At 41.9% G+C, this 16151-nt stretch carries 15 protein-coding genes; 1 reads left to right on the top strand and 14 read right to left on the bottom strand.

Annotated elements, in window-relative coordinates:
• Positions 1-4: 4 nt before the first annotated feature.
• The 9 genes from ACFWE9_RS04650 to ACFWE9_RS04610 all read right to left on the bottom strand — a co-directional run bounded on the left by ACFWE9_RS04650 (position 5) and on the right by ACFWE9_RS04610 (position 10097).
• Entirely contained in the window at positions 5-697 is a 693-nt protein-coding gene (locus ACFWE9_RS04650) for a YjjG family noncanonical pyrimidine nucleotidase (protein WP_230157335.1), read from the bottom strand.
• Between the two features lie 248 nt (positions 698-945).
• Positions 946-2430, bottom strand: coding sequence for a sodium:solute symporter family protein (locus ACFWE9_RS04645; protein WP_230157336.1), 1485 nt, complete (start codon positions 2428-2430; stop codon positions 946-948).
• A complete protein-coding gene (locus tag ACFWE9_RS04640; RefSeq protein WP_230157337.1) occupies positions 2427-2615 on the bottom strand; it encodes a DUF3311 domain-containing protein in 189 nt (62 codons plus the stop codon). Before ACFWE9_RS04640 ends, ACFWE9_RS04645 begins: the two co-directional genes overlap by 4 nt.
• A gap of 481 nt (positions 2616-3096) precedes the next feature.
• A complete protein-coding gene (locus ACFWE9_RS04635) occupies positions 3097-4857 on the bottom strand; it encodes a CocE/NonD family hydrolase (protein ID WP_377355804.1) in 1761 nt (586 codons plus the stop codon).
• Between the two features lie 215 nt (positions 4858-5072).
• Positions 5073-6170, bottom strand: a complete 1098-nt coding sequence (locus ACFWE9_RS04630; protein ID WP_377355802.1) for a tartrate dehydrogenase — start codon at positions 6168-6170, stop codon at positions 5073-5075.
• An 18-nt stretch (positions 6171-6188) separates the two neighbouring features.
• Positions 6189-7640, bottom strand: a complete 1452-nt coding sequence (locus ACFWE9_RS04625) for an aldehyde dehydrogenase family protein (protein ID WP_230157340.1) — start codon at positions 7638-7640, stop codon at positions 6189-6191.
• Positions 7633-8715, bottom strand: coding sequence for an aromatic ring-hydroxylating oxygenase subunit alpha (locus ACFWE9_RS04620; protein ID WP_230157439.1), 1083 nt, complete (start codon positions 8713-8715; stop codon positions 7633-7635). The genes ACFWE9_RS04625 and ACFWE9_RS04620 overlap by 8 nt, the downstream gene beginning before the upstream one ends.
• A gap of 90 nt (positions 8716-8805) precedes the next feature.
• Positions 8806-9054 (bottom strand): ferredoxin, encoded by a 249-nt coding sequence (locus ACFWE9_RS04615; protein WP_377355800.1) that lies wholly within the window; start codon positions 9052-9054, stop codon positions 8806-8808.
• A 23-nt stretch (positions 9055-9077) separates the two neighbouring features.
• Positions 9078-10097 (bottom strand): NAD(P)/FAD-dependent oxidoreductase, encoded by a 1020-nt coding sequence (locus ACFWE9_RS04610; RefSeq protein WP_230157342.1) that lies wholly within the window; start codon positions 10095-10097, stop codon positions 9078-9080.
• A 346-nt stretch (positions 10098-10443) separates the two neighbouring features.
• Here ACFWE9_RS04610 and ACFWE9_RS04605 point away from each other — a divergent pair, with 346 nt between their 5' ends.
• Complete coding sequence (locus ACFWE9_RS04605) at positions 10444-11817, top strand: sigma-54 interaction domain-containing protein (protein WP_230157343.1); 1374 nt, start codon at positions 10444-10446, stop codon at positions 11815-11817.
• Between the two features lie 198 nt (positions 11818-12015).
• Here the strand turns inward: ACFWE9_RS04605 and ACFWE9_RS04600 are convergent, their stop codons facing one another.
• The 5 genes from ACFWE9_RS04600 to ACFWE9_RS04580 form a co-directional block, all read right to left on the bottom strand.
• Positions 12016-12738: an anti-sigma factor domain-containing protein gene (locus tag ACFWE9_RS04600; RefSeq protein WP_377355797.1), complete on the bottom strand. Its 723-nt coding sequence runs from the start codon at positions 12736-12738 to the stop codon at positions 12016-12018.
• Positions 12739-13350 carry an RNA polymerase sigma factor gene (locus tag ACFWE9_RS04595; protein ID WP_377355795.1) on the bottom strand — a complete coding sequence of 204 codons (612 nt, stop codon included), beginning with the start codon at positions 13348-13350 and terminating at the stop codon, positions 12739-12741. It abuts the gene before it with no gap.
• Between the two features lie 19 nt (positions 13351-13369).
• Complete coding sequence (locus ACFWE9_RS04590; RefSeq protein ID WP_230157345.1) at positions 13370-13840, bottom strand: COG4315 family predicted lipoprotein; 471 nt, start codon at positions 13838-13840, stop codon at positions 13370-13372.
• Between the two features lie 21 nt (positions 13841-13861).
• Complete coding sequence (locus tag ACFWE9_RS04585; protein WP_377355816.1) at positions 13862-14569, bottom strand: extracellular solute-binding protein; 708 nt, start codon at positions 14567-14569, stop codon at positions 13862-13864.
• A gap of 445 nt (positions 14570-15014) precedes the next feature.
• Positions 15015-16121, bottom strand: a complete 1107-nt coding sequence (locus ACFWE9_RS04580) for a GerAB/ArcD/ProY family transporter (RefSeq protein ID WP_230157347.1) — start codon at positions 16119-16121, stop codon at positions 15015-15017.
• Between the last annotated feature and the right edge of the window lie 30 nt (positions 16122-16151).

The following is a 16151-nucleotide window of genomic DNA, read 5'->3' as shown; positions in this document are numbered from 1 at the left end:
ATCCTTAAACCTTACATCCTACAACCTCTAAAAGATCTGTCAGCTTGCTGATTTCATAGGTTGGCTTGATACCCGAATTATTATCCTTTTGATGGGGATTGTACCAGCATGTATCCATTCCATAATTCAATCCCCCCTGTATATCAGAGGTCAAGGAATCACCCACGATCAACGCTTTCGATTTTTCTGTAATCATTAACTTTGAAAATGCATAATCAAAAATCCCTCTTTCAGGCTTCTGAAACCCAGCCTCTTGGGAAACAATCAAATGCTCAAAAGTCTGGCAGAGAGGGGAACCCCCGATTCTTGCCGTCTGCACAGTCGTAAAGCCATTGGTGATAATCGCCAGCCGGCATCCTTCAAGATTCCTGCAAACTTCTGCAGCCCCTGGTACTAGGTGGATTTCCTTGCTCAAATATCTTAGATACGCTTGGCTGAACGCATCCGCATGGATTTTAAGCTCATGCTTCAGGAACAACCGTTTGAATCTTTCCACTCCCAAATCTGTTAAATGAATAATGCCCTGTTCCAAATCTCTCCATAATACCCTACTGATTTCTTGATAACTTCCCTCATACTCCTCGACCCCTGTTGGCAACCCAAACTCTAGAAAGGTATTGTGCAGTGCCCTTTTTTCCGATATGCCAAAGTCTAGCAATGTATCATCCACATCAAAAAAGATAATCTCGTATTTCATCGCTGCCTCCAATAATCAGTTTAGTCCAACTTAACACAAATCTATTTTTTTCGTCACTACGTTCACACAGATAATGTCACTATCGTAAGGGTAAAAAGTGATTACTATCTGCTTCTCCATTTCTCTTTCATGCTTGGTCCACTACAAAAAGGGATAGCTTCATACGCTATCCTTTTTGTAGTGCTTTGTATCATTTTCAGAGGCTGCCTCCCTAGAGGGCTATAAACCTGGCACTTGCTTCCTAATGATCATGAGATGATGATTCGTTTGACCGGTTCTTCTTCCTGAATCGTTTGTTGATCTTTTCTTGTGAAAGCACTGACAGCAAGCATCACGATAAGGTTCAAAGTAATGGCAACAATTCCTATATCAAGATCTTGTATGAAGTGTGGTGCCTTCGGAAATAAAGTGGCCATTGTTGCCTCTGCCAGCGTAAAGTAAGCAACCAAAACCACCCCTAAAATCATCCCTACAGAAGCTCCAGCTTTGCTGACCGGATTTCTCTTAAGCAAACTGAATGCTAAAGGTGGGAAAAGTTGCAGGACAAAACTGTAAGCCATGGTTAATAACGCTATCATCGTATTACCTCCATAAAAGGTAAAGATTAAGGAGACTAATGATACGATTGGAACAAATATACGGGTTAGTTTGGCAAGCTGCTCATTCGATGTATCAGGCTTGACCGCTTTATAAATATTCTTTGATAAAATAGTGGCTGCCGTCAGAATCAACATCGAACATGGTACAAGTGCTGCAAGCATACCTGCCGCTCCGACAACTCCGACAATCCAAGGAGGGAAAGCGTCTTTCGCGATTTTAAATAAGGCAAGGTCCGTATCTCCGCCTTGTAAATTCGGTATCTGTAAAACGGCCGTGAAACCGATAAAAAGAATAAATACTAGAATGATTTGATACAGTGGTAAAATGGCAGAGTTCCTGCGCAGAGCTGATTCGTTTTGGGAAGATAAACTCGCCCCAAAGCAATGTGGCCACATATATTGACCCAATGCGATGATCAAGCAAAGGGAAATATACCAAGAGATGCTAAGCCCTTCATCCGGAAGCAATAAGAATCCCGGTTTTGTTGCTTCCAGAGTTTCGAACATCGGTTGTATACCGCCGAAGTAATGTATTGGCAAATAAATGCCCATAAATAGAATAACGACAAGAATGAGGATATCTTTCAATACAGCCGTCCACGCCGAACCGTGAATTCCTGACACATATACGAAAACAGTTACGCAGAGCATTCCGATCCAAACAGCAACCGTGGGGGGAATCAATCCATATGACGCTTCGGAAACGATGATCTGAAAGCCTTTTAATTGTAAAACGATGTAGGGAATCATTGAAAGGACTCCAATAACAGCAACCAGTAGTCCCAATGACTTGCTGTTATACTTTTTTGTAAAAAAGTCAGATTGCGTCAGCACGTTATGTTTTTTCGCATAGCGCCAAATAGGGGGCAAAATCCAAAAAGGGACGATATAAGTAAGAGCGCAAAATATATAAATAGTGGGGCCACCCATACGGTAGGCAGCTCCGCTGGCTCCAAGAAACACAAAAGTCGAAAACATCTCTCCCGCCATCAGGACAAACATGATTAAAGAACCGAAGCTCCTCCCCCCGACAGCCCACTCATCAAGCTTCATCTCCCTCCCTTTCTTTGCGCGGATACCTAAGTAAAAAGCCAAGACAAGGGTCATGATGATGATTAATATGGAACTGTTCATTTATTCTCCTCCTGTCTATCAAAGATCACACTGCTAATATAAAGGCAGATGGATGTTAAAATAAGCCAGGCTGCAGCCCAAAAAATAATGAAAGGTAAACCGAATATATACGGTTCCACACGGTTAACCACAGATAATGAGCCAATTGCGGGTATGATGCTGAGCAGCACAATGATTTTTTTCAATTGAATTCCCCCTCTTATGTTAATGAAACGATCCATTGAAGGCGCTTTAAATTATGGTTGCAATAATCTCGTTCCTAAAAACAACTCCATCGCGACATTAACCTTCGCTACTATACCATTCAATAGAAAAAACATTAAGAAATTTCAAACTATTAATAACGGTTTTTAATAGTCCAAGGTTACAGATCCATTTCCAGTACAAGCTTCTACTTCTCGGCTCACAATTACATCAAGGATGCCTGAATCCATCTAATGGATTCACGATCCCCCTTCATTTTATTAATTGCAAGTTTTATGCCAAGGATTTCAGACGTAAAGACAAGAACTCCACCTACTACTATTCTTATAAATACTAGAGAAGTAAGGCTTTAATCATCTGCTTTTTGAGTTTTAATCACCTCACCCGAACTGTAATTCACTCATAGAACTGGTTGTAATGGTAAAAATGTAATTCTTCGAGCATTTTCTCCCCCTTCACTTATCATGAATTTTTCCTCGTAGGTATGATTGGCAAAAGAATATGAGACGGAAATTCCTGGCTATGATAGATCGTTTGCCTGGCGGTTTTTGTTTCACTGCTTTCAATCATTGATTTCCCTGTATTCGGATTTGGTGCATATTGTGGAAAACTGCTTGATGAAACCTCAAGCAAGATTCGATGTCCTGGAAGAAAAACATTGCTTGTCGCCCACAAGTTAATTTCGTATTCAACGATTTCGCCTCTCAGTTCCTTTTCTGCCTGATTGCCGTTCCGGTATTTGGCGTTGACGATTCCCTCGGTTAAGATAATCGCGGTGCCATCCGGCGATTCATCCACAAGCTTTGCCGTAAAATCGGTGTCCACTGCATCAGTTGATGCAAACAACTTCACTTTAACCGGTCCAGTTACTTCGAGTGCTTCTTGCAACGGATCAGAAGTATAAACGAGCACGTCGTTCCTCTTTTCGATTACGCTCTGATCATATGGCCCCATTGTAAGTGGACCGGAAAAAAGCGTGGCTCCACCTTTTGTGGGGACAGGTTTTTTGGGATCATATATATATGAATCAGCCGTATCCTCCGCTTGCATACCTTTTCGTAAGCAACCATCGCCTGTTTTCGTATTCGCTTTTCCCATACTGTGCAAATAGTAACTCGTATATTCAGTCCGTTCAAGCGGCCATTCCATTTCATTGCGCCACTCATTAATCCCCATTACAAAAATTTTCACGGGTGGTTCCTTCTCAATGCCATTGCTGACTCCTTTCAACCAGTGATCAAACCAGCGAATATGTAGGTTGGTCATATCTTCTTCAAGGTTCATCCACTCCCCAGATGCGTGCACACCAAAAGAACGTTCACCCTGGATAGAGGAAAAGTGGCCATGGCCCCAGGGTCCAACAATAAGTTTTTGTTTATTGCTTGATTGGTCATTCACCTTGTTCATTTCCACGTAATTCTCCAGAGTAGGGCCGATAAAACAATCATACCAACCACCCATATGATAAGCAGGAAGCTGTAACCTATCATATTTATCAGCAATACTGGAATCTTGCCAGTAGGATTCGTCTTCAATTGGGTGCTTCAAATGTTCAAAGAAAAAATTATCTTCTTCCAGAACTTTTAATGGCGGCCAATCATTAATTGGTGCATACGAATACCAATCCTCAATATTATTGAGGGAGTCAGCAAGCTTCCGGACAGCTGAAGTCATGTCCACACTTTTTTCAAATTTCCGCTTCAGCAAATCAGGCAAAATCGATTCCAATGTCCACGTTTCAAATAGTCCGAGAGCAAAGGCACCATTACGGTAAACCGTTCCATTTCTTTGATCATTCAGTGTCATTGCCGGAAAGATGGCGACTAAATGCGGAGGCTTTTTTTCTGCAGCCAGCAGCTGTGTATATCCATAATACGATAGGCCAAACATACCCACTTTTCCGCTGGAATACGAGAGTGAAGCTGCCCATTCCACCGTGTCATATCCATCATTTGCTTCCTGGCTGAATGGCTGGAACTCCCCTTCTGACTTAAAGCGTCCTCTCACATCCTGAATGATGACGACGAATCCATTTTCAACAAGACGGTGGGTGTCCAAATAACGATGGGAATAAAGCGGTAAGTCCTTACTGTACGGAAGCCTTGTCAATAACACTGGAAATTGTCCAGTAGAATTAGGTCTGTATACATCCGCATAAAGTACGGTACCGTCCCTCATAGTGCATGGAACATTTTTTTTAACAATTATTTCAACTTGTTTCATCTGACTGCTCCTTAGCTCTATCATGGATTTGAGTTACTTTAGACTCATTACAATGATTAACAACAATCTTCTTCATACTGTAAAACAAAGAGACCAAGTGCTTTTCATTCCAAGCCTTGGCCTCTTCCTTTTGTATATACCTAATGGGTTCTGGTATCGGCTTCATACTTGGTGCATTCTTTTATTATGACCATTCAATCACCTTGGTCGATCATTTATCTTTTCACCGTCATACCTTTGGATATAATGATTGACTCGATGATTTCCGCTACCCTGTCTCCCACTTCGGAAGTGGAGGCCGTGCCATTCATATCGGGGGTGAGCACCTGATTTTCCAGCAGAAGTTGCTCAATCGCCTCAAGAACAGTCTTTCCAAGAGATTCATAGCCAAAAAAATCGAGCATTTGACTTGCTGACCAAATGGAGGCGAGCGGGTTTCCAATACCCATGCCTGCAATGTCTGGAGCTGAACCGTGAATTGGCTCGAACATCGAAGGATATTCCCTCTCAGGATTAATATTGGCACCGGCTGCAAGCCCGATTCCCCCAGCAAGTGCAGCCCCTAAATCCGTTAAAATATCACCGAACAGGTTCGAAGTCACAACGACTTCAAAGCGTTTCGGGTCTTTGATCATCAACATCGCCGCTGCGTCGACAAGATATGAAGCCGTTTCAACTCCAGGATAGTCCCTGCTCACTTCTTCAAATACCTGATCCCAGAAAACCATCGAATAATTAAGGGCGTTCGCTTTAGAAATGCTCGTCAGCGATCTGCCTTCTTTTTTCGCGGTTTCAAAAGCATAACGGATGATCCTTTCCGTGCCTTTACGTGAAAACACCCCATTTTGCAAAACCACTTCATGTTCCTGCCCTTTAAACAGCCAGTCTCCTGCGCCTGAATACTCGCCTTCACTGTTTTCGCGGATGAACAGCATATCAATATCTTCACGTTGCACATCTACGAGAGGCAAGTGAGCCCCTTTTAACAGTGTCACAGGTCTGATATTGACATACTGATCAAAGCTTTTACGGATTTTCAACAATAGCTCCCATAGTGAAATATGGTCTGGAACGCCCGGAAATCCGACCGCCCCCAAATAAATCGCGTCAAACGCTTTCAGCTTATCGATCCCATCATCATCCATCATTCTACCATTTTCGGCATAAAATTCGCAGCCCCATGGGAAGTATGTGAAATCCAATTGAAAACTGGAATCCAGTTCAGCCACTTTTTTTAATACTTTTATCCCTTCATTAATCACTTCAGGTCCAATGCCATCTCCTGCGATGACCGCTATTTTGAATTGTTTCATAAATGATCTCCTCGATTTTTAGTCTTGGTTCCAAACGACCAATTTCATTTCAGTCATTTCTTCCACGGCGTATTTTATGCCTTCACGACCAGTCCCGCTTTCTTTTACACCGCCGTATGGCATTTGATCGACACGATAGGTTGGCACGTCATTGATGATTACACCGCCTACGTGTAATTCACGTGATGCGTACAAAGCGTTTTTCACATTGTTTGTGTATATTCCTGCCTGCAAGCCAAAGCGGGAATCATTCACAGAATCAATCGCTTCCTTCACTGAACTCACTTTATTTACAATGACAACCGGAGCAAATGCTTCCTGGCATGAAACTTTTAGCCGATGATCCGCATCGGTAATTATGGTCGGTTCAAGAATGTCGCCTTGCAATTTTCCACCTGCTGCAATTGTTGCCTTGCTTCCTTTAGTTTCATCAATCCAGCCCAGTACACGGGTCGCTTCTCCTTTGGAGATCAGGGCGGAAATATACGTATCCGGATCCAATGGGTCGCCAATTCTAAGCTTTTTCGCAGCTGCAGTGAATTTCGCTACAAACTCTTCATACACTTCTTCATGTGCATATACACGTTGCAGTGAAATACAAACTTGCCCCTGATTGGAGAAGGCACCCATGATGCAACGATCGATAATTTGATCAACTTCAATGTCTTTATCAATGATTAAAGCAGAGTTCGAGCCAAGCTCCAGAGTCGTCTTTTTCAGGCCGGCTTTGCTCCGGATGCCGATTCCAACACTTGGGCTTCCGGTGAATGTCACCATGCTTACTTGGTCGTTTTCAACAATCACTTCTCCGACCGTGCTGCCGGGACCTGTCACTACATTTAATGCGCCAGCCGGCAGACCCGCTTTTTCAAAAATATCTGCGATGAAAAGTGCGGACAGCGGAGTTTGCGAAGCTGGTTTCAAAACGATGGTGTTTCCAGCAGCAATGGCCGGACCGACTTTATGCGCCACCAAATTCATCGGGAAGTTGAACGGAGTGATGGCACCAATGACCCCGATCGGCTCTCTTAACGTGTAACCAATTCGGCCAACCCCGCCAGTGGCTGCATCAAAAGGAATCGTTTCACCGTGAATCCTTTTAGCTTCTTCAGCCGAGAACTTATACGTCTCAATGGTTCTCCCAACTTCCGCTTTTGCGAACATGATCGGTTTGGCTGATTCACGGGATATGATTTCTGCCGCTTCTTCCGCATTCTCCATTAATAACGTGGCAACCTTCTCCAATATATCCGCCCTTTGATAAGCGGGCATTTTTGCCATGACTTCGCGAGCGTTGTAGGCAGCTCCAATCGCCTTTTCCGTCAGCTCTTTATCCGCCATGGCTATTTGGGCGATTTCTTCCCCGGAATAAGGGGAAAATAGAGGAGCATAGCTTTCCGTTTCCACTTTTTCACCATTGATCATCAAAAATTGTTTCATCGATTTCACTTGATTCTCTACTCTACTCATTTAGGGCCTCCAATACCATTTCATGAAATTGAACAATTGCTATTTCCGAAGAGGAATATCTACCTTTGTTAAAGGCACGGGAACGGAAACCTATTTGTTCCAGCTCTACAAGTTCCACATCTTCCTGTCGGACTTGTTCGGCAAAAGCAACAAGGTCTTTCTCTTCCTGAGTCAAATTCTCATCGCGGAAATAATAGGTGTAAACAGCCAAAGTCGTTTCGTGATCAATCGGCACCATTTGAATGGTAGCCATATTTCCGGGACCCGGATAAATGGTCAACATCAGGTTAGGCCACAGCCAGAAAAAAGAGCCGCCTTGCATTTCCGCCTTATTTAAATCGACCGTTCCGTAATTTTTATCCGGTTTTACCATTGAGCCTTGCAGTGAATAGTTATCACATGTAATGATTTGGTAATCTTCCATATCGAGTGCTGCAACAAAGCTTGGATGAGCTACATGGCAATGGTCACATTCTAAATAGTTATCTATGAACGCTTTCCAGTTTGCCTTAATCACCCTGGTTTTTTGGCCTGTTCTTTTTAACTCACTTAAAAATGGATATTTACTTAAACGGTCAAAGAAATCACCGTACGATTCGCTAAGCGGTTTTGCATTATCATCCAAGTTGACAAAAATTAAAGATTCCAGGATTTCCATGCGAACGGAGCGTAAACAGGCATCTTGTACACAGGCTGCATCTTCGCCTTTAAAATTCGGCGCTTTGTTCAATTTCCCATCCAATTTGAATGTCCAACCATGATAACTGCATTGTAGAATTTTCTTCTTGCCTGAGTCACTTTTTTCAAGCTTAGTCGCACGATGGGGACAAACGTTATAAAAGGCGCGGATCACCTCATCTTGTCCGCGGGTCACGATGATCGGCTCGTTAGCTACTTCTGTCGTAAAGAAAGCTCCCACTTTTTCCAATTGGCTGACGTGTCCCACAAGCTGCCAAGTTTTAGAGAATACTAGATCGATTTCCTTTTCGAGTACTTTAGGATCCGTGTATTTGTCATATGTCAATGTTCTTTCAAAACTACGATTTGCTAAATTTTCCACCTTGTTAAAAGCCATCATTCATTTCCCCCTAAAATAAAATATGATTACAAGCTTTCCTGAACTTAATAGAAACGGTTATTTCTTAATGGATTCATTTCCGCCGAGTTAACTGGCTGTCACTGGTATATTGGCAAATGGTTCCGCACCCAACTTAATCGAATCTGTCGGACAACCATCAAAGGCGTCTTCCAAGTCCTCTTCCAATTCTTCCGATACTTCCGTTATCCCTCTGTTTGCATCCAGGATTGAAAAAGCGATACCTTCATCGTCATAATCAAAAATTTCCGGTGCCGTCGCTCCACAAGCCCCGCAAGCGATGCATGTCTCCTGGTCAACCACTGTGTATTTAGCCATGTGGATTCCCCCTTTTTACATAATTAAACGGTCGAGGTGCTTTTCTCTTTTCCCCCCATTGTGCTCGTACTGTGAAGCGGCTGAACTTTCGCTCTTGGATCGATATAAACTTTCGCATTACTCACAGCTGTAGGCGCTTCACCGAACCCGCTAGCAATCAGCTTCACCTTTCCTTCGTACGTACAAATATCTCCTGCCGCGTATATGCCCTTGATATTCGTTTCCATTTTAGAGTTGACAACAATGGAATTATTTTCAAGTTCAAGACCCCAATCCTTTATTGGGCCTATTGATGATACGAATCCATAATTGACAAGAACGTCATCGACTTCCATTTCAAGCGGCTTTCCACTCTTCGCATCCGTCACAATCACTTTTTCTATATTTTCATCTCCGATCAGTCCGGCTGGGAGATAAGGAGTCAAGACCTCCACCTTGGATTGTTTCAAACGCTCTACACTGTGTTCATGTGCACGAAATTTATCCCTGCGGTGGATAAGTGTCACTTTTTCCGCTATCGGTTCAAGCATTAGCGACCAGTCGACCGCTGAATCACCGCCACCAAACACAACAACTCTCTTATCAGCGAATTGGCTCATATTCTGGACGAAATAATGAAGGTTGGCTTTTTCAAACCTTTCTTCGCCTTCGATTTTCAGTTTCCGTGGCTGAAACGCCCCGTTTCCAGCAGTGATGATTATCGCTTTCGTATAATGTGTTTCTTCGGGTGTCGTTATGGCAAACATCCCATCCGAAGTACGAACAATGGTCTCTACAGATTGATTAAGACAAATATCCGTTTTGAATTGACCCATTTGTTCCAGTAATCGATCGATGAGCTCTTGGGCCTGAATTTTCGGAAAGCCCGCAATATCATAAATATATTTTTCAGGGTACAAAGCAGACAGCTGCCCTCCCAGTTGAGGGAGACTTTCGATAATTTTCACTGAAGCTTGGCGCATTCCCGCATAAAAAGCGGTGAACAAACCAACCGGTCCTCCCCCGATAATAGTAATGTCAAAGATTTCATACCTACCTTCCATACTCATTCCCCCCCTAGATGACTTGCTTTTAGATAATTCTATTGACTAGAATTCTGCTAGGCCAACGTGTCCATTCATGCAATAATTATCGACATGCAAACATAGCCAATTGTTCATTTAACCAATTGATAATTTAGCCAACTGACAATTTAACCAACTGACAATTTAACCAACTGTCAATTTAATATAATGCAAAATGTGTGCCAACCTTGGAAACCAGCCTAAATAAACGAAATATTCAAAATTAGTTTTGAAAACGTTATCATATCGAGTTATAATTAACTCGAAATTGATAGAACAGTATTCAAAATTCACTCATTCCCTTTTGAAAAGAGAGGATTACCTTATGAAAAGTCCGGATTCTACTGAAAGTGTGGAAATGACTCTCCAAACTCTATTAAAGATTCTTGATCATTCCTCAGATGAGATTTTCGTCCTTGACGGCGAAAAGCGGATTCTTTACGTCAACAAGGCATGTGAGCGCCATTATGGGCTAAAACCTACTGAAGTCATTGGCAAATATAATGTGGACTTATTTGAAAAAGGGTACTGGACGCCCTCCATCGTGCCTGAAGTATTTAAAAGAAAAAAGCCTTGCTACATTAAACAACAAACGTATATTGGCGCAGAATTGATGACATCAGCGATTCCGATTTTAAATGATGCGGGGGAAATTGAACTGGTCGTCACTACATCGACAGAAACCCAAACGTATAAAATGTTAAAAGCAAATGAAGCGAGTAGTGAGTCAAAATCGACTCATAACGAAGATGAAACGGGGAGATTCATTACTAATAGCGGTAAAATCAACCGCATCCTCACTTTTTGTGAAAAGGTGGCACCGACCGATTCCACGATTTTAATCCAGGGGGAATCTGGAACAGGAAAAGGAGTGCTTGCCCATTTCATCCACCGAATCAGTAAACGGAAAAGCAAACCTTTCCTGACAATCAACTGTGCTGCCATTCCGGAAGAGCTGCTCGAATCCGAACTATTCGGCTATTCAAAAGGTGCATTTACGGGTGCGAACAAAACTGGAAAACGCGGATTGATTGAATCTGCAGACGGTGGCACTGTCTTTCTTGATGAAATTGGGGAAATACCGCTCGCTCTGCAGGCAAAGCTTCTCCAAGTAATCCAGGACAAACAATTCATTCCCGTCGGGGGCAGTGAAATGAAAAAAGTCGACATCCGCATCGTCGCTGCAACCAATCAGAACTTAATAGAAATGGTCAATGATAAAAGATTCCGGGAAGATTTATTTTACCGTTTGAATGTGATTGATATTCAATTGCCTCCATTGCGAGAACGTAAAGAAGATATCATTCCCCTTACGTACAATTTTTTAAATAAGTTCAATGAAAGATATCATGAAAATAAAGTCATTTCGGAAGAATGCTTGAACCTATTAATTCATTATTCATGGCCAGGCAATGTCCGCCAGCTTGAAAACTTGATTGAACGGTTAGTGTTAGTAAGTGACTCCGTTATCCTAATGGCCGACTTGCCTGAAATGATTACCGAAAATGTTGAACAAGTGACCCAGATCGATCTCCCCACTTCGCTCGATAAAGCGGTTGATGAAACGAAGCGGATATTGATAAGGAAATCTTTCCAAACCTACAAATCATCCAGGAAAGTAGCGAAGGACCTCTCTATCAGCCAAACGAAAGCCTCGGCATTGATCCGGGAGTACTGTGAGGATTTAATGAATAAATAGGTATACGATCATGATATTTTGTAAAACCCCCAGCACTCTTATCCTGCTGGGGGTTTTACGTTGCTTTTGATAGAACGAAAAGCAAAAGACAAACATTGATATTCAAAATCATGAGATATTCCATTTTCACTAATTTAGCTATCATTCCAAATACGAAACGAATAAGAGACTTCCCCACTGCGGGCAAGTCTCTTATTTTTATGAAGATCCAACTATTTTCTCGCCTCTCGGCTTTGTACTATTTGAATCTGGTTCTCTTGTGATGCCAATTTGATTGAATTGATCATTCATTGACAGTTTGTATGTCAATGATCCTGTGCCTGTTTCATCTGGCTTGAAAGTTCCTGCATTTGTCCGTTTTCCATCTTTCAGCAACCACACCTGATACACCTCGGACTCTTGAAGGCTAGGCAAATTCTGAATCTGAACGACTAACCTTCTTTCTTCCCCTTGCTGCAAAATGTATGCAGCACCGTCCGTATTCATATTTACAGCGGTCTTGTGAGCAGGCTGCAATGATAGTGACGTTTTAACCTCCATTGGGAGATTGATAGCTGCAAGTTCTTTTTTTAGTTGAATATTGGAATATAACAGCGCAACAGCCAAAACTAGAAAGGCCAGCACGAGACCTGAAGTTACTGGTGTAAACTGCTTAAAGAAAAAACTACTCCAATTCTTTTCCTTTCTCATCGGAACTTCATCATCAGGCTCAAAGACAAAATTCATAACCTCTGCTTTCAGGGAAGAAGAAGGTTCCATTTCTTCGAAATCCCATTTCAATGAATTCCAGGCTTCCGTCATTTGTTCATACTCCCTAGCGCATTCAGGGCAATGAATTAAGTGTTCCGCGAATGCCTTTTTTTCTTTTTCTCCCAGTTCACCCGATAAAAATGAAAGCAGGTTAGCGCACTCTGTATTCATTTACAAACCACCTACTTCCAAATACTTTTTCAACAATTTAAGCGACTGATGAAGTCTGCTCTTGATGGTACCAATCGGTTCATTTTCAATTTTGGCAATTTCCGTTAACGAATACCCTTTCCAATACAGTAAATCAATCAGCCTTTTTTGCGGCTTGCTTAACTTACTTTTGGCATTGGCAATTTCACTGTATAATAGCCCATTTTCTATATCATTATTCGGATCTTCCATGTCAATTGGATGGCTCATGTCCATGTGTTTGTTATTCCGAATATGAACGCTGTCTTTACGGACATAATCCACACACACATTCCGTGTAACGGTCAAAAGCCAGCTTACAAAGTGCCCCTTTTCGGAATTATAACTGCTTTTTGTGGTCCAGAGCTTTAAAAAAACCAACTGAACAATCTCTTTAGTTTTTTCAGTATTTCCATTCGTGAACTTAAAAATAAAACCATAGATTAATTTAATATGCCTGTCATAAAGTTCTTCCAGAGCAGGACGATGCTTTTTCATTACTAATCCCATCAATTCCTTATCAAGTTTTTCTTTCAATCGCACCTGCAACTCCTCACCAAGTAAATTTGGAAAACGAATAACAGGAACGACCATCACTGATCGTCCCTTTTTCTTATTTTGGAAAAACCGTCTCATTATTCACAATATACCAAACATTTTTCACACCTTCACCATTGACATCTCCCGTTGCCTTATCATTCGCAAAATAGTAGAGCGGAAATCCTTTGTACGTTACCTGCTCTTCCCCTGTATCTTCCCTTTTGATGGTTCCAAATTCTTTTTCCTCAAATCCTTCAGGAACAGCAAAATCCCTATCCATGAACGGCGGCCACTTTTCCAAACATTCATCCGCACAATTGCTTTTTCCGGATTTATCGTTTTTGAAAAAGTAAAGCGTCATTCCTTTAGAATCAGCCAAGTATTCGCCTGTTTTTTCACTTTCCAATAATTTTAGGGTTACTGCTTTTTCATCGGAAGTACCACTAACAGCCTGATCCTTTTCGGGTGAATCCTTAGCTTCATTTCCACAAGCCGCCAAAACTAATACCATCATAATTACCGAAAAAAACATCCACTTTTTCATATACTCTCACTCCTCGTCAATTTACTTCCATCCCCATTTTTGAAACACTTGATGGGATTTTTCCGTTTTAAGATAATCAATGAATTGTTTTGCCTTTTTCTTGTTTTCACTCTTACTTGTTATGCTTATCGGGGTTCCTCTATAGAGCTTTTCTTCTTCAGGGAGTTGAACCAGGTCCGTCACATCCGACAGGCGGTAATGCCAGGATTCATATGTAATCCAGGCGTCTAATTTAGAATTTGTCTTCCATAGATCGATAGCTTCTGCACTGGACTTCACTGAAATGTCAATATTCCTGCTAATTCCAGGAATCAATCCTTTTCTTCCCGCCAAATCTTCCCAAAGCCCCAGTTGCCCTGCTCCATTAACATCCACAATCTTTACACCCCTTTTCGTTAAATCCTCCAAAGACCGTATGTTCTTTGGGTTTCCTTTTCTAACCAGAATTCCAGCTGACCGTACATACAATTCTGTACGGTTTTTTTCTTCAAGGATATCCGGATGATCATGCATAAATTCAGTTAACATATACTCTGACCCTCCATAAATGATATCCGCATCCTGTTTGGCTTGATCAATCCATTTTTCCTCGGGTCCTGCTGTTACTTCAATTTTTATCCCCGTTTCTTTGGTGAATTGTTCCGCCACTTCCTTAATAGGTCCAAGAGGTCCACCTGGTCCATATACTTTTACGATGTCGTTAACAGCTTGCCCCCGTTTCGAACCCATTTCCGGTGAAAATCCTAACAGTACTACCATCAATGATATCCACCCAACAAAAATGACCCTTTTCCTCACTTCCTTCTTCACTCCTTTCTAAAAACCTTTGTACTATAGATAACGGGACAAACCTCAAAACGGTTTGAAAAAAATTGATAATTTTTTTAACATGCTGCAAAATACATCTGATGATCTTAAGCTTTTCTATTTTTTCTCAACAAAAAAACCATTCGAAAACGGAATGGTTGCAGACTGTAGACAAACTCGCTAATAATTGAGTTTGTCTACAGTTTTTTGAGGTGTATTTAATTTGAATGTTGCATTCCCTCCAGGCACTCGCTTACCGCCTGCGGGGTACTCCCATGGACGCGCTTTTCTAAGCAGGAGTCTAGTACCACCTTCCGTTCTAATCTACTTTTTTAAGCCTCTTAAATCAAAGCAGTGGCAGAAAAGGTTAGCTTGAATTGCTTCCCTTTCTCTGTCTATTTCTTTTACCAATCAAAGCAATCACCAACAATAACAGAGGAATAATCGTTTGCATCAAAACTCCATGAAAAGGGAAGGCGACGATATCATATCGACTGACATCCATAGAGCTAGGATACGACCAAAAGCTGAACTCTACAATCAAAATCCCTATAGGCCATACAACAGGACGATAGTCGGAGAGATTCAGCCACTGCGCAGTACCCAAAGCAGCCGCATAATAAAACACAGAAATTTTGACAAACGCTCCTACTATCCATACGGCCATGATGGCGGACTCCAAATGTTCAAAAAAGTCGGCCAAACTGATGTACCGAGATACATTCATCATGGGATAAATCTTTGTGGATGTTGTTGATCCGAGTACAAAAAGAACGATAAGATTCACCACAACTAACGTCATCATCACGGCAAACACAGTCATCATCCCATATTTCATTCCTTTTTTCATATCCGTTAAAAAAGGGAGGAGAAAAATCATCAGAAAAAACTCGCTGAACCATCCACCCGGTATAATTGACCCCTTGATTGGAGGCATAATTCCATTCCCCAATATCGGGAATATATTCTTAAATTCAAGGTCAGCGCCCAGTAAGATGATTAAGAGGAGGAGTGGAAGGATAAAAACAGGAACAAACAATTGGGCAGCTCTCCCCAACACCTCTATTCCTCCGCGTACGATAAAGGCACAGAGGAGTACCATTGATGCCATGATCACGCTAATCGGGGTTTTGACCAGAAAAGAGTCGACAATAAATTCCCCATAACTTCTTAGGATTTGCCCTGTGATCGGGATATAAAAAAACAAGAATAAAAAGCTGAGAATTTTTCCCGGAACCCGACCAATGATCTGTTCACTGAATTGGATAACCGTTTGTTTCGGATAAAGTTTGTGCAGTTTATAAGCGATATACACCGTCGCAAACCCGATGAGAGACGCCAAAATGGGGGAAAGCCATAAATCAGTTTTGGCATATTTGGCTGTGATGCTTGGAACACCGAGAACAGCCGTTGCCACAATCGTCGGATACATCAAGAACGCCATCTGTAGAGACGAAATTTTACCTTTCTCCATCATCATCCTCCTTTCTGTGATAGTATGTAA

It is taken from the genome of Peribacillus sp. NPDC060253 (assembly GCF_042727425.1).
Taxonomy (GTDB): Bacteria; Bacillota; Bacilli; order Bacillales; family DSM-1321; genus Peribacillus.
This window is presented reverse-complemented; position numbering and strand designations above follow the sequence as displayed.

Coding starts and splice junctions, on each gene's coding strand:
- ACFWE9_RS04625 (WP_230157340.1), bottom strand. CDS start 7,640: ATGAGTAGAGTAGAGAATCAAGTGAAATCGATGAAACAATTTTTGATG.
- ACFWE9_RS04615 (WP_377355800.1), bottom strand. CDS start 9,054: ATGGCTAAATACACAGTGGTTGACCAGGAGACATGCATCGCTTGCGGG.
- ACFWE9_RS04635 (WP_377355804.1), bottom strand. CDS start 4,857: ATGAAACAAGTTGAAATAATTGTTAAAAAAAATGTTCCATGCACTATG.
- ACFWE9_RS04590 (WP_230157345.1), bottom strand. CDS start 13,840: ATGAAAAAGTGGATGTTTTTTTCGGTAATTATGATGGTATTAGTTTTG.
- ACFWE9_RS04610 (WP_230157342.1), bottom strand. CDS start 10,097: ATGGAAGGTAGGTATGAAATCTTTGACATTACTATTATCGGGGGAGGA.
- ACFWE9_RS04600 (WP_377355797.1), bottom strand. CDS start 12,738: ATGAATACAGAGTGCGCTAACCTGCTTTCATTTTTATCGGGTGAACTG.
- ACFWE9_RS04595 (WP_377355795.1), bottom strand. CDS start 13,350: ATGGTCGTTCCTGTTATTCGTTTTCCAAATTTACTTGGTGAGGAGTTG.
- ACFWE9_RS04605 (WP_230157343.1), top strand. CDS start 10,444: ATGAAAAGTCCGGATTCTACTGAAAGTGTGGAAATGACTCTCCAAACT.
- ACFWE9_RS04645 (WP_230157336.1), bottom strand. CDS start 2,430: ATGAACAGTTCCATATTAATCATCATCATGACCCTTGTCTTGGCTTTT.
- ACFWE9_RS04580 (WP_230157347.1), bottom strand. CDS start 16,121: ATGGAGAAAGGTAAAATTTCGTCTCTACAGATGGCGTTCTTGATGTAT.
- ACFWE9_RS04630 (WP_377355802.1), bottom strand. CDS start 6,170: ATGAAACAATTCAAAATAGCGGTCATCGCAGGAGATGGCATTGGACCT.
- ACFWE9_RS04585 (WP_377355816.1), bottom strand. CDS start 14,569: ATGGGTTCGAAACGGGGGCAAGCTGTTAACGACATCGTAAAAGTATAT.
- ACFWE9_RS04650 (WP_230157335.1), bottom strand. CDS start 697: ATGAAATACGAGATTATCTTTTTTGATGTGGATGATACATTGCTAGAC.
- ACFWE9_RS04620 (WP_230157439.1), bottom strand. CDS start 8,715: ATGGCTTTTAACAAGGTGGAAAATTTAGCAAATCGTAGTTTTGAAAGA.